The sequence below is a fragment of the Streptomyces nigra genome, assembly GCF_003074055.1.
Taxonomy (GTDB): Bacteria; Actinomycetota; Actinomycetes; order Streptomycetales; family Streptomycetaceae; genus Streptomyces; species Streptomyces nigra.
Map to the genome: position 1 here is coordinate 5,657,797 of NZ_CP029043.1, position 16,707 is coordinate 5,674,503.

Sequence of the window (16,707 nt, forward strand, 5' to 3'; positions counted from 1 at the left end):
TAGGCTGAGGGCGCCATGCCGTACGAACCGCCTACCCACACCGTCGAGCGCTCCCTCCGAGCCACGACCGGAGCGAAGATCATTGCCGGTGTCGACGAGGTCGGGCGGGGAGCCTGGGCCGGTCCCGTCACCGTCTGTGCCGCGATCACCGGACTGCGCCGGCCGCCCGAGGGGCTCACCGATTCCAAGCTGCTCACCGTCAAGCGCCGCAATGAACTCGCGGAGACGCTGCGGACCTGGGTGACGTCGTACGCCCTCGGGCACGCCTCCCCGGAGGAGATCGACGAACGCGGGATGACGGCCGCGCTGCGGCTCGCCGCCGTACGCGCCCTGGAGGGCCTGCCGGTCCGGCCCGACGCCGTGATCCTCGACGGGAAGCACGACTACCTCGGCAACCCCTGGCGCGTCCGTACGGTGATCAAGGGCGACCAGTCGTGCGTGGCGGTGGCCGCGGCCTCGGTGATCGCCAAGGTTCAGCGCGACAAAATGATGGCCGAACTGGGTGTCGACCATGCAGACTTCGGTTTTGCGGACAACGCCGGGTATCCGTCGCCCGTCCACAAGGCCGCACTGGCGGAGCGGGGCCCCACCCCGTACCACCGGTTGTCGTGGGCGTATCTTGATGCGCTGCCCCAGTGGCGGCACCTCAAGAAGGTCCGCACATGGGTGGAGGAAAGCGTTCCGGCGATCGAGGGCCAGCTCGGCTTCGATTTCTGACGTTTCCGCTCGCACTTGTGTGCCACCCGCCGGCGCCAGCCGGACCAGCGTTTGATAAAAATCAGCTCATGCCTCTCATTCCCGAGGAGCCTCAGATTCACGAGAGTGCCCAGGGTCCCCGCCCCACTCCGGCCAGTGGCCGTACCGCGCCGACCCCCCGCCCCGTTCCCGGCCCCCGCCCCGCGGCACCGCCGCGTCCCGGCCGCCCCGGGCCCCTGCGGCCCACGCCGCCGGCGCAGCGCACCCCGCGTGACGTGGCCGCCGCCAAGCCCGAGCCGTCGGCTCCCGCCGCTCCTGCTGCCGCTCCGGCCGCCCCGCAGATCCAGCTGATCCCGGCCTCGCCCGAGGGTGCGCTGGACGCCGCCGAGGAGGCCGTCGACCTGCTCCTCGACTCGGGGCGCGCCCCCGGCGAGGTGCTGGTGATCACGACCGGCGAGCAGCACCCGTGGGCCACCCACGAGCTGTCCTTCGGCGAGACGTCCTACTGGGCGCAGCACGACGCGAAGGACGACGTGTTCTACGCCGACGCCTCCGCCGCCGGCCGTGCCGGTGCGCGTCAGGTGGTCGTGGTGGCGCTGAACGGCGGATCCGACGAGGTGGCCGCCGCGACGCTGCCGTTGGCGCTCGGCCGTGCCGGTGCCCTGCTGATCGTCTGCGGCGACCCGCAGCGCATCAACTCGGTGCTGGGCGCGGGGGTCTGAGCCGTACTCGGCTCAGCCGTCGGGTCCGGAACGCCGGTGCCTGAGCCGTCCTCGGCTCACCTCGGCGGTCGGAGTGCGGCTCCCCTCGCCGGTCGTGCGGCGTGGCCGCGGAGGGCAGGGCAGACCTGGGCTCGGTGCCGCGTACGTACGAGGGTGCCCGGCAGGCGTCGTGCGCGGGCCTTCACGCGTCACCGAGGGGTTCGATCGGCCGGCCGTGCGCCCGGTGGTGGCGGGAGCCACGCACCGGGATCTCGGCTGTGTCAACGGGCCGCCGCGCGGCGCATGACCTCCGACGCCGCGCCGCCGGTGCGCGGCATCGGCAGCGGGGCCTCGGACGTGGCGAACGGCTCCGGGGTCGATTCGCTGTTCGGGCGACGGCCGCCACGGCCCTCCCCGAGGACCTGCCAGCCGTCACGGGTCAGCGTGATGTACGCGCCGCAGCGCAGGCCGTGCAGCGTGCAGGCGTCCCGCAGCCCCCACATCCAGGCGCCGTCCTCCTCCGTCCAACGGCCGTCGCCGTCGCGGCAGTACAGCAGGACCGCGGTCCGCACCGGGGTGCGGCGCCGCAGGTCGTGCGGGATCACGCGACGGAGCTGGGAGAGCAGGGCGTTGCGGAACATCCACCCGTCGGCGGGTGCCGGCCGGCGGACGAACGACGCGCTCGCCCGCAGCCGTTCGTCCGGATCGAGGACGGCCACGATCGCGGTCGACGGCTTGGGACGATGCCGGGAGTGGAGTCCGCTGACGACCTCGCGCGGATTGCGCAGCAGCGGGATGCCCGCGGCAGCCCATTCGGCGGGTTCGAGCATGCGGGCCAGAGGGTTGGCGGTTGCGGCGGACAGGTCGGCTGACGTCGACGTGGATGCCGCGGAGGACGGAGCGAATCCGAAGGTCACGGTCCTCCCTTCGGCTACGCGCCCACACTGAGGGCGAGGTCGGATTCGGGGGAGCGCGCACCGCAGCAGAGCCCTACCGGACCACGGACGAGCCGTGCGGGGAGCGGACTTCAATTCTTCCTGGCGAACCTGCTTGCGGCAACGAGCAATTGGCGTCGCCGACCGATATCGGGTGGTGCGAGGGTTATATCCCTACCCGGAAATTCCGTCCGCGACGCATCGTCGGACGTGCGGTGGTCACACGCAGTGATCGGACACGACCTCCAGAACCGCACGTGAGAGGGCTGTCACCTGCTGTGAGTGGCTGACCTACCCGGTCATCGGGTTGCATGGAGACATGGACGACCGTGAGCTGAACGCCGAAGCCGATGCCATCCTCGCCGAGCTCGTCGGCACCCCCGGGGCGCGACTGCGGGAGGACCAGTGGCAGGCGGTGGCGGCGCTGGTGCGCGAGCGCCGGCGGGCCCTGGTGGTCCAGCGGACCGGCTGGGGGAAGTCGGCGGTGTACTTCGTCGCGACCGCGCTGCTGCGACGGCGGGGCGCGGGACCGACGGTGATCGTGTCGCCGCTGCTCGCGCTGATGCGCAACCAGGTCGAGTCGGCGGCACGGGCCGGCATCCGCGCCCGCACCATCAACTCGGCCAACCCCGAGGAGTGGGAGACCATCCACGGCGAGATCGAACGCGGTGAGACCGACGTGCTCCTCGTCAGCCCCGAGCGCCTCAACTCCGTCGACTTCCGCGACCAGATGCTGCCCAAGCTGGCGGCCACCACCGGTCTGCTCGTCGTCGACGAGGCGCACTGCATCTCCGACTGGGGCCACGACTTCCGCCCGGACTACCGCCGGTTGCGCGCCATGCTCGCCGAACTGTCGCCCGGCGTCCCCGTGCTGGCCACGACGGCGACGGCCAACGCGCGCGTGACGGCCGATGTGGCCGAGCAGCTGGGCACCGGCGCCGGAGAGGCCCTGGTGCTGCGTGGACCGCTGGAGCGGGAGAGCCTGCGGCTGGGCGTGGTCCGGCTGCCGGACGCCGCGCACCGCCTCGGGTGGCTCGCGGAGCACCTGGAGGAGCTGCAGGGCTCGGGCATCATCTACACGCTGACGGTCGCCGCCGCCGAGGAGGCCACCGCGTTCCTGCGGCAGCGGGGCTTCCCCGTCGCGTCCTACACGGGCCGCACGGAGAACGCCGACCGGCTGCAGGCGGAGAACGACCTGCTGGCGAACCGGGTCAAGGCGCTGGTGGCGACCTCCGCCCTCGGTATGGGCTTCGACAAGCCGGACCTGGGCTTCGTCGTGCACCTCGGCTCGCCCTCCTCGCCGATCGCCTACTACCAGCAGGTCGGACGGGCCGGACGCGGCGTCGAGCACGCCGACGTGCTGCTCCTGCCGGGCCAGGAGGACGAGGCGATCTGGCGCTACTTCGCCGACACGGCCTTCCCGCCCGAGTCGCAGGTCCGCCAGACCCTCGCCGCGCTCGCGGACGCGGGACGTCCGCTGTCCGTGCCCGCCCTGGAGGCGTCGGTGGACCTGCGCCGCAGCAGGCTGGAGACGATGCTGAAGGTGCTGGACGTCGACGGCGCGGTCAAGCGGGTCAAGGGCGGCTGGACGGCGACGGGCGCCGAGTGGGTGTACGACGCCGAGCGCTACGCGCGCGTGGCGCGTCAGCGGGCGGCCGAGCAGCAGGCGATGCGCGACTACGTCGGTACGACCCAGTGCCGGATGGAGTTCCTGCGCCGGCAGCTCGACGACGAGGGGGCCGCCCCCTGCGGCCGCTGCGACAACTGCGCCGGCGCCTGGGCCGACGCGTCCGTGTCGTCGGAGACGCTGACCGGCGCGGCCAAGGAACTGGACCGCCCCGGCGTGGAGATCGAACCGCGCCGGATGTGGCCCACCGGGATGCCCGCGCTGGGCATCGAGCTCAAGGGCCGCATCCCGGCGGGTGAGCAGTGCTCCACGGGGCGCGCCCTGGGACGGCTCTCGGACATCGGCTGGGGCAACCGGCTGCGCCCCCTGCTCGCCGAGAACGCGCCCGACGGGCCCGTCCCCGACGACGTGCTGAAGGCCGTGGTGGCCGTCCTCGCCGACTGGGCGCGCTCCCCGGGCGGCTGGGCGCCGGACGTCCCCGACGCCGTGCAACGGCCCGTGGGCGTGGTCGCCGTCCCCTCGCTGACCCGCCCCGAGCTGGTGGGCTCCCTCGCGCGCGGGGTCGCGTCCATCGGCCGCATGCCGTTCCTGGGCGCGCTGACGTACGTCGCGGAGGACGGCGCGCACGCGGCCCGGCGCAGCAACTCCGCCCAGCGTCTGAAGGGGCTGTCCCAGGCGTTCACCGTCTCCGCGGAACTGGCCGACGCGCTGGCGGCCACGCCCGGCCCCGTGCTGCTGGTGGACGACTGCACGGACACCGGCTGGACGCTCGCCGTCGCCGCCCGGCTGCTGCGCAGGTCGGGGAGCGGGGAGGTGCTGCCGCTGGTGCTGGCGGCGACGGGGTGATGCGGGGGGCGTCGGTGGTCGAGGGGGCGCACGTGGGTGGGGACGAGGGCGTGGACGTGGGTGGTTGTCGTGTCCCTGGTCGGACTTATCCACAGGCCCAAGCGGAGTTCTGAGTTCCGCGAGATCGTCGGCGCATGACGAACCACAGCGGAACGACTGGATCTCCCGGATCTCCCGACAACGACGACCCCGTGGGCGGCGAGCGGCGGCGCGCCCGGCGGGCCACCGACCTCGACCGCGTCCCGGCGGTGCAGGAGCGCCCCCTGCCCGAGCACCAGGTCACCCTCCGCACCCCGGAGGAGCTGGCCGACGCCCTGCCGTATCTGCTGGGGTACCGCCCGGAGGACAGCATCGTGCTGGTCGCGCTGCACGACGCGGACGGCCGGGGACGGTTCGGCGGCCGGGCGCGGCTCGGCATTCCGGCGACCGCCGACGACTGGGACTCCGCCGCCGGGCAGCTCGCCCACGGCCTCGTGACGGGCAGCGAGCGCAGGGGCGCCAAGCCGGAGCAGATGGTCGCCTTCCTCTGCCGGGAACCGGCGAAGGGCGAGACCGGCCGGCAGGTCATGGAGCGGCTCCGCCCGCTCGCCCAGAAGATCCGCCTGGCCTGCGGCAGCCTGGACGTCCCCGTCGTCGAGGCCCTGTGCATCTCGGACGGCCGCTTCTGGTCGTACTGCTGCGACCGCGGCGAATGCTGCCCGCCCGAAGGTCGGCCCATGGGCCTCCCGGGTACGTCCGTCCTGGCGGCGGCGGCCGCCTACGCGGGAGTCCAGGTGCGCGGCACCCTCCGTCAGCTGAGGGCGCGGCTGCAGCCCTTGGAGACCGGGGCGGCGCTGGAGCAGGAGGTCGCCCTCGACACCGTCGGCATGGAACTGGTCCCTCGGGTCCTCGACGAATCGACACGGGCGGGCGTCGCGGCGGAGACGCTGGAACTCGCCGAGCGGATGCTGCGCCGGTTCGCCGAGTCCCCGGTCATGTCCGAAGCGCTCCTCTCGGACCTGCGCGACGACGAACTGCTCGGACACGACGAGGCCGCGCGACTGATTCTGGGCCTCCAGGACCGTGCGACCCGTGACCGGGTGGCCGAGTGGATGGAGGACGGCGAGGCCCCTCCCGCCCTCCGCATGTGGCGCGCGTTGTCCCGCCGGTGCGTCCGGCCGTACCACGAGCACGCGGCGGCGCCCCTGACGCTGGCGGGCTGGGTGGCCTGGTCCAGCGGCGACGAACTGGAGGCCCGGGAAGCCTTCGCCATGGCCCTCGCGGCGGACCCCGACTATCTCTTCGCCCGCCTGCTGCACCAGGCCTGCAACGAGGGACTCGACCCGGAGTCGATCCGCCGCTGCCTGCGAGCGGAACGCACGGGGCGGCAGCGGAAGATCGCCGAAGCGCCGGGAACGGTGGACGCAGCGCCGGAGGAGGGCCTCCTGACCGGGCACCACCCCTCGGCGGCCGCCCCGGAGGGCTCGCACTCGGCGGCCAAGACCCCCGTACGCGAGCGCCGGCCCAAGATCCCCCGCCCGCGTACGTCCGCCGGCACGCACCCCGGCCCCGCACGACCGGGTACCACCGCTTCCCGTGCCACCAAGAGGACGGCTGACCGCCGCACACCGAGGAAGCGTCCGGAAGGCCGGACCACCGCCGGCCCGGACGGCGGGTGCGACGGGACCGAACGTACGGCGATGTGACCGACCGGATCGAGGACGTTCGAGGCCACCGGACCGACGGTTCCCCGGACCGCCCACCCCGGATGATCCCCACCCACAGAAGGGAGTGTTTATCGTCAGGCAGACGACTATGATCGCCGCATGCCCTACGACCCGTCAGCCTTTCCGCCCTTCGCCGTCACCGTGGACCTGGTCGTGCTGACCGTGCGCCGTCACGCCTTGTGTGCGCTGGCGATCCGCAGGGGTGAGCCCCCGTTCCAGGGGCGCTGGGCGCTCCCGGGCGGGTTCGTGCGGGCCGACGAGGACCTGGCGCAGGCGGCGGCGCGCGAGTTGGCCGAGGAGACCGGACTGCGGGCGCACGACCCGGGCGCCCCGGCCCAGGACTACGGCGCTCACCTGGAGCAGCTCGCGACCTACGGCGACCCGGACCGGGACCCCCGGATGCGGGTGGTCAGCGTCGCCCACCTGGCGCTCGCCCCCGACCTGCCCGCGCCCAAGGCGGGCGGCGACGCGAGCAACGCACGATGGGCACCGGTCGACGAACTGCTGCAGCAGGGCGGTTACGGCCGGGACGGCGAGCCCGTCGCGCCGCTCGCCTTCGATCACGCGCAGATCCTCTCCGACGGAGTGGAGCGCGCCCGGTCGAAGATCGAGTACTCGTCGCTGGCCACGGCGTTCTGCCCCGCCGAGTTCACCGTGGGCGAGCTGCGACGCGTGTACGAGGCGGTGTGGGGCGTGGCGCTCGACCCGCGCAACTTCCATCGCAAGGTGACGGGCACGCCGGGGTTCCTCGTCCCGACCGGCGGCACCACCACCCGCCAGGGCGGGCGCCCGGCCCAGCTGTTCCGGGCCGGCGGAGCGACGCTGCTCAACCCCCCGATGCTGCGCCCCGAGGTCTGACCCGCGGCCTGCATGACGCCCGGCACTACGCCATGCGCGGTGGCCCGTACCACGCTCCGCACGGCGGTCCACGCCAGACCCCGTACCACGCCCCGCACGGCGGCCCGCACCACGCCCCGCACGGCGGCCCGCACGGCGACCGCCGCACGCCCCGCCCGGCGACCCACTACACGACGCCCCGTTCGGCGTCCGTGCAGCGGGCCTTGCCCTACCCGAAAAAACGGACATAGCGCGCTATCTTGCTGCGGGTGATCCAGGCCATCGGATTGACCAGCGACCCTCGCAAGGACCTTCCCCCCGCCGCCGACGACGTGTCGTTCGAGGCGCGCGCGGGGCACGTCACCGCGTTGCTCGGGGGGCCGGGTGCGGGCAAGACCACGGTGCTCAGACTCATGCTCGAACTCCAACGGGGCCGTGGTGTCACCTACTTCAGGGGCCGCCCCCTCCACCGCATCGCCCATCCCTCACGGGAGGTGGGCGTACTCCTCGGGGACGTGCCCGGTCATCCGGCCCGCACGGTCCGCGGTCATCTGCGCATGCTCTGCGCGGCGGCCGGTGTCCCCGCCCGGCGCGCCGACGAGGTGCTGGAGGGCGTCGGCCTGGTCAGCCTGCGCGACGAACGGCTCTCCACGCTCTCGCGCGGCATGGACCGCCGTCTCGGGCTGGCCTGCGCCCTGCTGACCGACCCGCACACCCTTGTGCTCGACGACCCCACCAGCGGGCTCTCGACACGGGAGAAGCGCTGGATGCACGGCATGCTGCGCGCGCACGTCGCCCACGGCGGCACCGTCCTGCTCACCACGCCGGACCCCAAGGAGGCCGCGCGCACCGCCGACCAGGTCGTCACCCTGGAGCGAGGACGCGTCGTCGCCGACCAGGAGGCGGCCGACTTCGCCCGCACCCGGCTGCGTCCCCGGGTCGCCGTCCGCACCCCCCACGCCCCCCGTCTCGCCACCCTGCTCACCAAGGAGGCCCGCGCCACGCACCGCTCGGTCGAGGTCGTGCGCGAGAGCGGCAACCGGCTGTCGGTGTACGGCAGTACATGCGCCGACGTGGGGGAGACGGCGTTCCGCAACGGCATCCCGGTCCATCAACTCGCCGACGAGGTGGGGGACATGGGGCCTAGGGCGTCGACCACGGCCGACCGGTCCGCCGGCGAGGCCCGGGCCGACGTGGCACCGCAGCGCAAGGCAGCCGCATCGCGGTCCGAGGGGTCCCGCGAGCAGGCGGCGACACGTGCCCGCAGCGGCGGCCCGACCCGCGCCACCGGCACCGCGACCTCCTCCGCGACGGAGTCCGCAACGTCGTCCACCGCGTCCGCCCCGGTGCGCAAGCGGCGTCAGCGGTCCGTCACGGCTCCGGACACCGAGGCGCGCACCCCGCAGGCACGCTCGGGCGACCGGCAGCGCACCGAGCCGGAGGCCGAGGCGTCCGACACCGCACCCCGTCGGCGGGCCGCCGAGGCCGCTGCCGCCGAGCTCGACGCGCTGCCCGAGCTCCCGCCCCCCATCTCCGTCCGCCCCGCCCCCAGCCCCCTCCGCCCCCTGCGCTACGAGCTGCGGCGCGCCGCCGGTGTCGGCACCGGGTTCGTCACCTGCGGGGCCGTCCTCCTCGTGTCCGCCGTCACGGCCGTCCTGCTGGCGCGCGTCGGCCACACGCCCCGGCCCCGGCTGATGGCCGGGTGGCCCCAGCAGCTGCCGCTGCCCCCCGCGGCGCTGGGGGCCGGGCTGCTCGGGGCGCTCGCCTTCGGCGACGAGTTCCGCCATCCCGCGCTCGCGGCGGACCGCGGCACCGTCCCCCGCCGGCTGGGGCTGCTGGCCGCGAAACTCCTCGTCACCACCGCCACCGCGCTGCTGCTCGCGGTGCTCACCCTGGGCTGCGACATCGAGATGCTCTATCTCGTATACGGCCGGGAGCTCGCGGAAGTTCCCTCGGACTGGCTTTCGCTCACCGCCAGTTGGTTCGGGCTCGTGGTGGGCTGCGCATGGGCCGGGGTGCTCGCGGCCGGACTGTTCCGGTCCACGACGGCCGGGCTGGCGGCCGTGGTCGCGGTGCCCGTCGCCGTCGTACCCGTTGTGCAGAAGATCGTGGAGGGGCCGTCCGTGCGCACCGCGGCCGGGTTTCCGCTGCGGATCCGGGAGCTTTTGCTGAACCAGTGGCCGTTCGGCGGGGAGCGGTATGTGGAGGCCGCGGCCCGTCTGATCGCCCAACCCGTGGGTGGGGCACTGACGTTGTCCCTCGCCGCTCTGCTCGGCGCCTTCCTCTTCACGACCCTACGCGGAAAGGTCCGATGACGACTCTTCCCGCCCTTTATTGAATGGCCTTGCGCGCAACTCCCCGGGGATAGCTCATTTCTTTCCGATAAGGCGTCAATTGCGACGGGGTGAGCGATCACCCTTTCGTGTGCTTTTCACCAAAGACCTCAAGGGAGTTGGAATCGGCGCCGACAAAGGATGCGTGAGTACCCTTGCGCACACCATGATGACCGCCGCCCGCGCCGCCGACTCCGGACTCGTCGGCCCGGGCGAACTCGACCGCTACCCCTACGCCGAGGCCTCCGTCGCCGACCGCGTCGGGACCCCCACCTGGGAGGGCGCGGACCCCGAACTCGGCCGCGTCGGCCGCCGTACGGCGGGCAGCCGCGGACGCGGGCTGCACGGCCAACTCGTTCAGCAGCTCGGACAGATGATCGTCTCCGGGGACCTGGGCGCCGACCGTCCGCTCGTGCCCGAGGAGATCGGCCAGCGCTTCGAGGTCTCCCGGACCGTCGTGCGGGAGTCGCTCCGCGTCCTGGAGGCGAAGGGCCTGGTCAGTGCCCGTCCGAACGTCGGCACGCGGGTGCGCCCCGTCAGTGACTGGAACCTCCTCGACCCGGACATCATCGAGTGGCGGGCCTTCGGGCCGCAGCGCGACGACCAGCGCCGGGAGCTCAGCGAGCTGCGCTGGACGATCGAGCCGCTCGCCGCCCGTCTTGCCGCCGGGCACGGGCGCGACGACGTTCAGCAGCGCCTCTCCGACATGGTCGAGATCATGGGGCACGCGATGGGGCAGGGCGACGTCCTGACCTTCTCCCGTGCCGACGCCGAGTTCCACTCGCTGCTCATCCAGATGGCGGGCAACCGCATGCTCGAACACCTCTCCGGCATCGTCTCGGCCGCTCTCCAGGTCTCCGGCGGCCCGGTGACCGGCTGTGACCGGCCGAACGAGACGTCCCTCGGGCAGCACGGCAGGATCGTCGACGCCCTCGCGGCCGGCGACGGCGCGGCCGCCGAGGCGGCCATGCGCCAGCTGCTCACCGTCCACCCCGAGGTGGAGCGTGTGGTGCCCGCCCCCCGCGAGCACTGACTCCACCCCCCGGGTGCCGCGCCCGGGCGATGCCTCCCCCTCCTGGGCGTCCCCCGTACGCGCACCCTTCCCCGTCGGACCCGCAGGATCCACGACGGATCCTGCGGGTCCGACGGCGCGAAGAGGGGATTCGACGGCCGTACCGTGCCGGGCGTGACATCGTGAAGGACACCGGGCCGGCACCGGGCTGACCTCTTTTATTGTCATATGTCTGCTTTTGGTCTGCTACGGGGTGTGACTCGGGCCACGCAGAATGGGCGTAACGCTCGGGGGAACAGCGCGATGACCTAAGAGGTGACAGCCGAGGAAGGGAATACGGACGCCGTTCGAGGCGCTGTATGTCTTCCCGGCCCCTGCCCGCACCGTCGGTCCAATCCCCAGGCCGGTGGTCGGCTCCTGTCCGCACCGGACGGGGCCGGAAGCCGCTTTCCAACGTTCCGAGAGGTTGTTCGTGTCGGCCAGCACATCCCGTACGCTCCCGCCGGAGATCGCCGAGTCCGTCTCTGTCATGGCTCTCATCGAGCGGGGAAAGGCTGAGGGGCAGATCGCCGGCGACGATGTGCGTCGGGCCTTCGAAGCTGACCAGATTCCGGCCACTCAGTGGAAGAACGTACTGCGCAGCCTCAACCAGATCCTCGAGGAAGAGGGTGTGACGCTGATGGTCAGTGCCGCGGAGCCCAAGCGCACCCGAAAGAGCGTCGCAGCGAAGAGTCCGGCCAAGCGCACCGCCACCAAGACGGTCGCGGCGAAGACGGTGACCGCCAAGAAGGCCACCGCGACCGCCACGCCCGCGGCGCCCTCCGCGGAACCCGCCGTCGAGGACGAGGCCGCCCCCGCGAAGAAGGCTGCGGCCAAGAAGACGACGGCCAAGAAGGCTGCCGCGAAGAAGACGACCGCCGCCGCGAAGAAGACGGCGGCCAAGAAGACCTCCGGCAAGAAGGACGACGCCGAGCTCGTCGAGGAAGAGGTCCTCGAGGACGCCCCCAAGGGCGACGAGCCCGAGGGCACCGAGAGCGCCGGTTTCGTCCTGTCCGACGAGGACGAGGACGACGCGCCCGCGCAGCAGGTCGCGGCCGCCGGTGCCACCGCCGACCCGGTCAAGGACTACCTCAAGCAGATCGGCAAGGTCCCGCTGCTCAACGCCGAGCAGGAGGTCGAGCTCGCCAAGCGCATCGAGGCCGGTCTGTTCGCCGAGGACAAGCTGGCGAACGCCGACAAGCTCGCCCCCAAGCTCAAGCGCGAGCTGGAGATCATCGCCGAGGACGGCCGCCGCGCCAAGAACCACCTGCTGGAGGCCAACCTCCGCCTCGTGGTCTCCCTGGCCAAGCGCTACACCGGCCGCGGCATGCTCTTCCTGGACCTGATCCAGGAGGGCAACCTCGGTCTGATCCGCGCGGTCGAGAAGTTCGACTACACCAAGGGCTACAAGTTCTCCACGTACGCCACCTGGTGGATCCGTCAGGCGATCACCCGCGCCATGGCCGACCAGGCCCGCACCATCCGTATCCCGGTGCACATGGTCGAGGTCATCAACAAGCTCGCGCGCGTGCAGCGCCAGATGCTCCAGGACCTGGGCCGCGAGCCCACCCCGGAGGAGCTGGCCAAGGAACTCGACATGACCCCCGAGAAGGTCATCGAGGTCCAGAAGTACGGCCGCGAGCCCATCTCCCTGCACACCCCGCTGGGCGAGGACGGCGACAGCGAGTTCGGTGACCTCATCGAGGACTCCGAGGCCGTCGTCCCGGCCGACGCGGTCAGCTTCACGCTTCTGCAGGAGCAGCTGCACTCCGTGCTCGACACCCTGTCCGAGCGCGAGGCCGGCGTGGTCTCCATGCGCTTCGGTCTCACCGACGGTCAGCCGAAGACCCTCGACGAGATCGGCAAGGTCTACGGCGTGACGCGTGAGCGCATCCGCCAGATCGAGTCGAAGACGATGTCGAAGCTGCGCCACCCGTCGCGCTCGCAGGTCCTGCGCGACTACCTCGACTAGGCCGCACCGACAGCACGCGAAAGGCCCGGTACCCCTCGTGGGTGCCGGGCCTTCGTGTGTGCGCGGGTGCGGGGTCGGGGCCGCTGAATCACTCTGGGTGTGCCATGACCACCCGAGAGTGAGGAGCGTCATGCGTCGTACCTATGTCCGGGCGCTGGCCCGGCCGCTGGTTCTGGCGGCTGCGGCGGCCGCCATACCGCTGGTCACGGCCGCGCCGGCGGCCGCCGACCGAGTCGTCGTGGGCGGGTTCCCCGTCGATGTGTCGCAGAGTCCCTGGACCGTGGCGGTGTCCAGTCGTGACCGGTTCGGGGGTACCCGGGCGGGGCAGTTCTGCGTGGGTGCCGTCGTGGGGCGCTCCACGGTGCTCACGGCCGCCCACTGCCTCAGTCCGGAGGTCCTGGGGTCCACGCCGGACCAGGTGAGCGACCTCAGCGTGATCGCGGGGCGCACCGATCTGACGTCGTCGCGCGGCCGTGAGGTCCCCGTCAGCGGTGCTTGGGTGAACCCGGACTACGACGGCGACACCAACGACGGGGACTTCGCCGTGCTCTCGCTGGCCGAGGCCCTGCCCGCCTCGGCGGTCATCGGGATGGCGGGCGCGGGCGACCCGGCCTATGCGCCGGGCACCCGGGCGCTGGTCTACGGCTGGGGCGATGTCACGGGTGCGGGGGATTATCCGCGGGGGCTGCGGGCCGCGCAGGTGCGGGTGCTGCCGGACGCGCTGTGCGAGGAGGCGTATCCGGGCGGTGGTGAGGGCCGGTATCTGGGCGACAGCATGGTGTGCGCGGGGGAGCGCCAGGGCGGCCGGGACGCCTGTCAGGGAGACAGCGGAGGGCCCCTGGTCGCGCAGGGGAAGCTGATCGGACTGGTGTCCTGGGGCAATGGCTGCGGACGTGCGGGAAGCCCCGGTGTCTACACCCGGGTGTCCGACATCATCCGGATCGCGGGATGGCGGTCCGCTGTGCGGGAGGGCGCGGGGAGCGGCTGAGCGCCCCTGAGACGAGTGCGGGCGGTCCCCCCTGTGGTCTCAGGGGGGACCGCCCGTCTACCGGCCTGTGCCGGTGCTGGCTCGTCGTGATGCGAGGTGTCAGCGCTCGTCTTCGGTCGCCGTCGCGGGAACGGTCGTCAGCCGCTCCGTCTCATCCTGTATCTCAGCGGCGATCTTCTTGAGTTCCGGCTCGAACTTGCGACCGTGGTGGGCGCAGAAGAGCAGCTCTCCGCCGCTGAGCAGGACGACGCGCACGTACGCCTGGGCGCCGCAACGGTCGCAGCGGTCAGCGGCCGTCAGGGGGCTCGCGGGGGTCAGAACAGTAGTCACGTCGCCTCTTCTCTAGCTCGACGAGCTGTCGTACCAGGGTCAACATCCAACCAGCCCCAAAACGTTCCCGCTCGTGGCTTCTCCCAGAGAGAAATTTTTCGGGGGTGGTGGGCTGCTGCCGGTGTGGCGGCGAATGTGCCGTATTGCGTGCTGTCGTGCTTACGGTTTCGCGCTCTTGGTCATGGTCGGTCCTCCCCGGCCGGTTGCCGGTTTGTTCATGAGGACGTGCCCGGAGCCTAAATGGTTCATGCCCCGAAGGGAACGTGATATGTGCTTCACTCCTCCGAGGGATCGAACATCCATACGAGTCTGGACTAGGGTGACTTCCGACGAGGGTGGCGTTACAACGGCTCTACCAGGCCTCGGTACCCTCTGAGCGGCAACCGAAGCCAAGCCCGTACCCACTAGGGCGCCCAGTGAAATTCAGCGAGGAGCGAACCGCGTGACCGCCGATACGTCCGTGCCGTCCACAGCGCTGCTGGCAGGAGCAGACCGGGACGGTTCCAACTACACCGCGCGGCACCTGCTCGTCCTCGAGGGCCTCGAAGCCGTGCGCAAACGCCCCGGCATGTACATCGGGTCGACCGACAGCCGCGGTCTCATGCACTGCCTGTGGGAGATCATCGACAACTCCGTGGACGAGGCCCTCGGCGGCTACTGCGACCACATCGAGGTGATCCTGCACGACGACGGCTCCGTCGAGGTCCGCGACAACGGCCGGGGCATTCCGGTCGACGTCGAGCCCAAGACCGGCCTCTCCGGCGTCGAGGTCGTCATGACCAAGCTGCACGCCGGCGGAAAGTTCGGCGGCGGCTCCTACGCCGCCTCCGGCGGTCTGCACGGTGTGGGCGCCTCCGTGGTGAACGCCCTGTCCGCCCGTCTCGACGTCGAGGTCGACCGCGGCGGCCACACCCACGCGATCAGCTTCCGGCGCGGGGTCCCCGGCGTCTTCGCCGGAGACGGCCCGGCGGCGAAGTTCGAGGCCAAGAGCGGTCTGCGCAAGACGAAGAAGATCCCGAAGGCGCGTGAGGGCACGCGTGTGCGCTACTGGGCCGACCGGCAGATCTTCCTCAAGGACGCCAAGCTCGACCTGGAGACGCTGCACCAGCGCGCCCGCCAGACCGCCTTCCTGGTGCCCGGCCTGACCATCGTCGTCCGGGACGAGGTCGGCCTCGGCGCCGGCGGGAGCAAGGGCGAGGAGTCCTTCCGCTTCGATGGCGGCATCAGCGAGTTCTGCGAGTACCTGGCCACCGACAAGCCGGTCTGCGACGTCCTCCGCTTCACCGGGCAGGGCACCTTCAGGGAGACCGTCCCGGTCCTGGACGAGCACGGCCAGATGACCCCGACCCAGGTCACCCGCGAGCTGGGCGTCGACGTCGCCCTGCGCTGGGGCACCGGCTACGACACGACCCTGAAGTCGTTCGTGAACATCATCGCCACCCCCAAGGGCGGCACCCATGTCGCGGGCTTCGAGACCGCCGTGACCAGCACCATGAACGAGGTGCTGCGCGCCAAGAAGATGCTTCGCGTCGCCGAGGACGACATCGTCAAGGACGACGCCCTGGAGGGTCTGACCGCCGTCGTCACCGTCCGCCTCGCCGAGCCGCAGTTCGAGGGGCAGACCAAGGAGGTCCTCGGCACCTCGGCGGCCCGCCGCATCGTGAACGGCGTGATCGCCAAGGAGCTCAAGGCGTTCCTGACGTCCGCCAAGCGGGACGCGGCGGCACAGGCGCGCTCGGTCCTGGAGAAGACCCTCGCCGCCGCCCGCACCCGGATCGCGGCCCGCCAGCACAAGGACGCGCAGCGCCGCAAGACGGCCCTGGAGTCCTCCTCGCTGCCCGCCAAGCTGGCCGACTGCCGCAGCGACGACGTCGACCGCAGCGAGCTCTTCATCGTCGAGGGAGACTCCGCGCTGGGCACCGCCAAGCTCGCCCGGAACTCCGAGTTCCAGGCGCTGCTGCCCATCCGCGGCAAGATCCTCAACGTCCAGAAGTCGTCCGTGACCGACATGCTCAAGAACGCCGAGTGCGGAGCGATCATCCAGGTCATAGGGGCGGGGTCGGGCCGCACCTTCGACATCGACGCGGCGCGCTACGGCAAGATCATCATGATGACCGACGCCGATGTCGACGGCTCCCACATCCGCACCCTGCTGCTGACGCTGTTCCAGCGGTACATGCGCCCGATGATCGAGGCGGGCCGGGTGTTCGCCGCGGTGCCCCCGCTGCACCGGATCGAGCTCGTCCAGCCCAAGAAGGGCCAGGACAAGTACGTGTACACGTACTCGGACCGCGAGCTGCGCGACAAGCTCATGGAGTTCGAGAGCAAGGGCGTGCGGTACAAGGACTCCATCCAGCGCTACAAGGGTCTCGGTGAGATGGACGCCGACCAGCTGGCGGAGACGACCATGGACCCGCGCCACCGCACCCTGCGGCGGATCAGCCTCACCGACCTCGAGGCCGCGGAGCGGGTCTTCGACCTGCTCATGGGCAACGACGTGGCGCCGCGCAAGGAGTTCATCTCCAGCTCGGCCGCGACGCTGGACCGCTCGCGCATCGACACCTAGGACGAGACCGAACGTACGGAGGACCGGTCGGGGCGTGGGCCCCGGCCGGTTCTGCCGTTCCGGGGCCCTTCCTGCATCGAACGCGCTGGACGCGTCTCTTGTCGCGCCTGACCGGTATG

The 16,707-nt window shown here is 71.8% G+C and carries 12 protein-coding genes; 10 read left to right on the plus strand and 2 right to left on the minus strand.

The features are described from left to right. Positions 1-15: 15 nt before the first annotated feature. Both DC008_RS26235 and DC008_RS26240 read left to right on the plus strand, forming a co-directional pair. The gene (locus DC008_RS26235; protein WP_108709048.1) at positions 16-717 is read left to right on the plus strand and encodes a ribonuclease HII; all 702 of its coding nucleotides are present in this window, start codon (positions 16-18) and stop codon (positions 715-717) included. A gap of 68 nt (positions 718-785) precedes the next feature. Continuing rightward, positions 786-1,418 carry a hypothetical protein gene (locus DC008_RS26240; protein ID WP_108709049.1) on the plus strand — a complete coding sequence of 211 codons (633 nt, stop codon included), beginning with the start codon at positions 786-788 and terminating at the stop codon, positions 1,416-1,418. Positions 1,419-1,678: 260 nt separating this feature from the next. Here DC008_RS26240 and DC008_RS26245 read toward each other — a convergent pair whose 3' ends face one another. Further along, entirely contained in the window at positions 1,679-2,314 is a 636-nt protein-coding gene (locus DC008_RS26245; protein ID WP_055622112.1) for a hypothetical protein, read from the minus strand. A gap of 337 nt (positions 2,315-2,651) precedes the next feature. Between DC008_RS26245 and DC008_RS26250 the strand changes: the two genes are divergently transcribed. The 7 genes from DC008_RS26250 to DC008_RS26280 all read left to right on the plus strand — a co-directional run bounded on the left by DC008_RS26250 (position 2,652) and on the right by DC008_RS26280 (position 13,692). Continuing rightward, positions 2,652-4,805 (plus strand): RecQ family ATP-dependent DNA helicase, encoded by a 2,154-nt coding sequence (locus tag DC008_RS26250; RefSeq protein ID WP_108709050.1) that lies wholly within the window; start codon positions 2,652-2,654, stop codon positions 4,803-4,805. 134 nt (positions 4,806-4,939) lie between these two features. Then, positions 4,940-6,490 (plus strand): DUF4192 domain-containing protein, encoded by a 1,551-nt coding sequence (locus DC008_RS26255; protein WP_108709051.1) that lies wholly within the window; start codon positions 4,940-4,942, stop codon positions 6,488-6,490. Positions 6,491-6,610: 120 nt separating this feature from the next. Next, entirely contained in the window at positions 6,611-7,369 is a 759-nt protein-coding gene (locus tag DC008_RS26260; protein WP_108709052.1) for an NUDIX hydrolase, read from the plus strand. A gap of 248 nt (positions 7,370-7,617) precedes the next feature. Beyond that, complete coding sequence (locus DC008_RS26265; RefSeq protein ID WP_108709053.1) at positions 7,618-9,663, plus strand: ABC transporter ATP-binding protein; 2,046 nt, start codon at positions 7,618-7,620, stop codon at positions 9,661-9,663. Between the two features lie 163 nt (positions 9,664-9,826). After that, complete coding sequence (locus DC008_RS26270; RefSeq protein WP_079033647.1) at positions 9,827-10,714, plus strand: FadR/GntR family transcriptional regulator; 888 nt, start codon at positions 9,827-9,829, stop codon at positions 10,712-10,714. Positions 10,715-11,165: 451 nt separating this feature from the next. After that, complete coding sequence (locus DC008_RS26275; protein WP_108710862.1) at positions 11,166-12,704, plus strand: RNA polymerase sigma factor; 1,539 nt, start codon at positions 11,166-11,168, stop codon at positions 12,702-12,704. Positions 12,705-12,834: 130 nt separating this feature from the next. Beyond that, positions 12,835-13,692, plus strand: a complete 858-nt coding sequence (locus DC008_RS26280; RefSeq protein WP_108709054.1) for a serine protease — start codon at positions 12,835-12,837, stop codon at positions 13,690-13,692. Between the two features lie 99 nt (positions 13,693-13,791). Here the strand turns inward: DC008_RS26280 and DC008_RS26285 are convergent, their stop codons facing one another. Next, complete coding sequence (locus DC008_RS26285) at positions 13,792-14,022, minus strand: DUF7455 domain-containing protein (protein ID WP_055622107.1); 231 nt, start codon at positions 14,020-14,022, stop codon at positions 13,792-13,794. A gap of 442 nt (positions 14,023-14,464) precedes the next feature. Here DC008_RS26285 and DC008_RS26290 point away from each other — a divergent pair, with 442 nt between their 5' ends. Next, positions 14,465-16,588 carry a DNA gyrase/topoisomerase IV subunit B gene (locus DC008_RS26290; RefSeq protein ID WP_108709055.1) on the plus strand — a complete coding sequence of 708 codons (2,124 nt, stop codon included), beginning with the start codon at positions 14,465-14,467 and terminating at the stop codon, positions 16,586-16,588. Positions 16,589-16,707 lie beyond the last annotated feature (119 nt).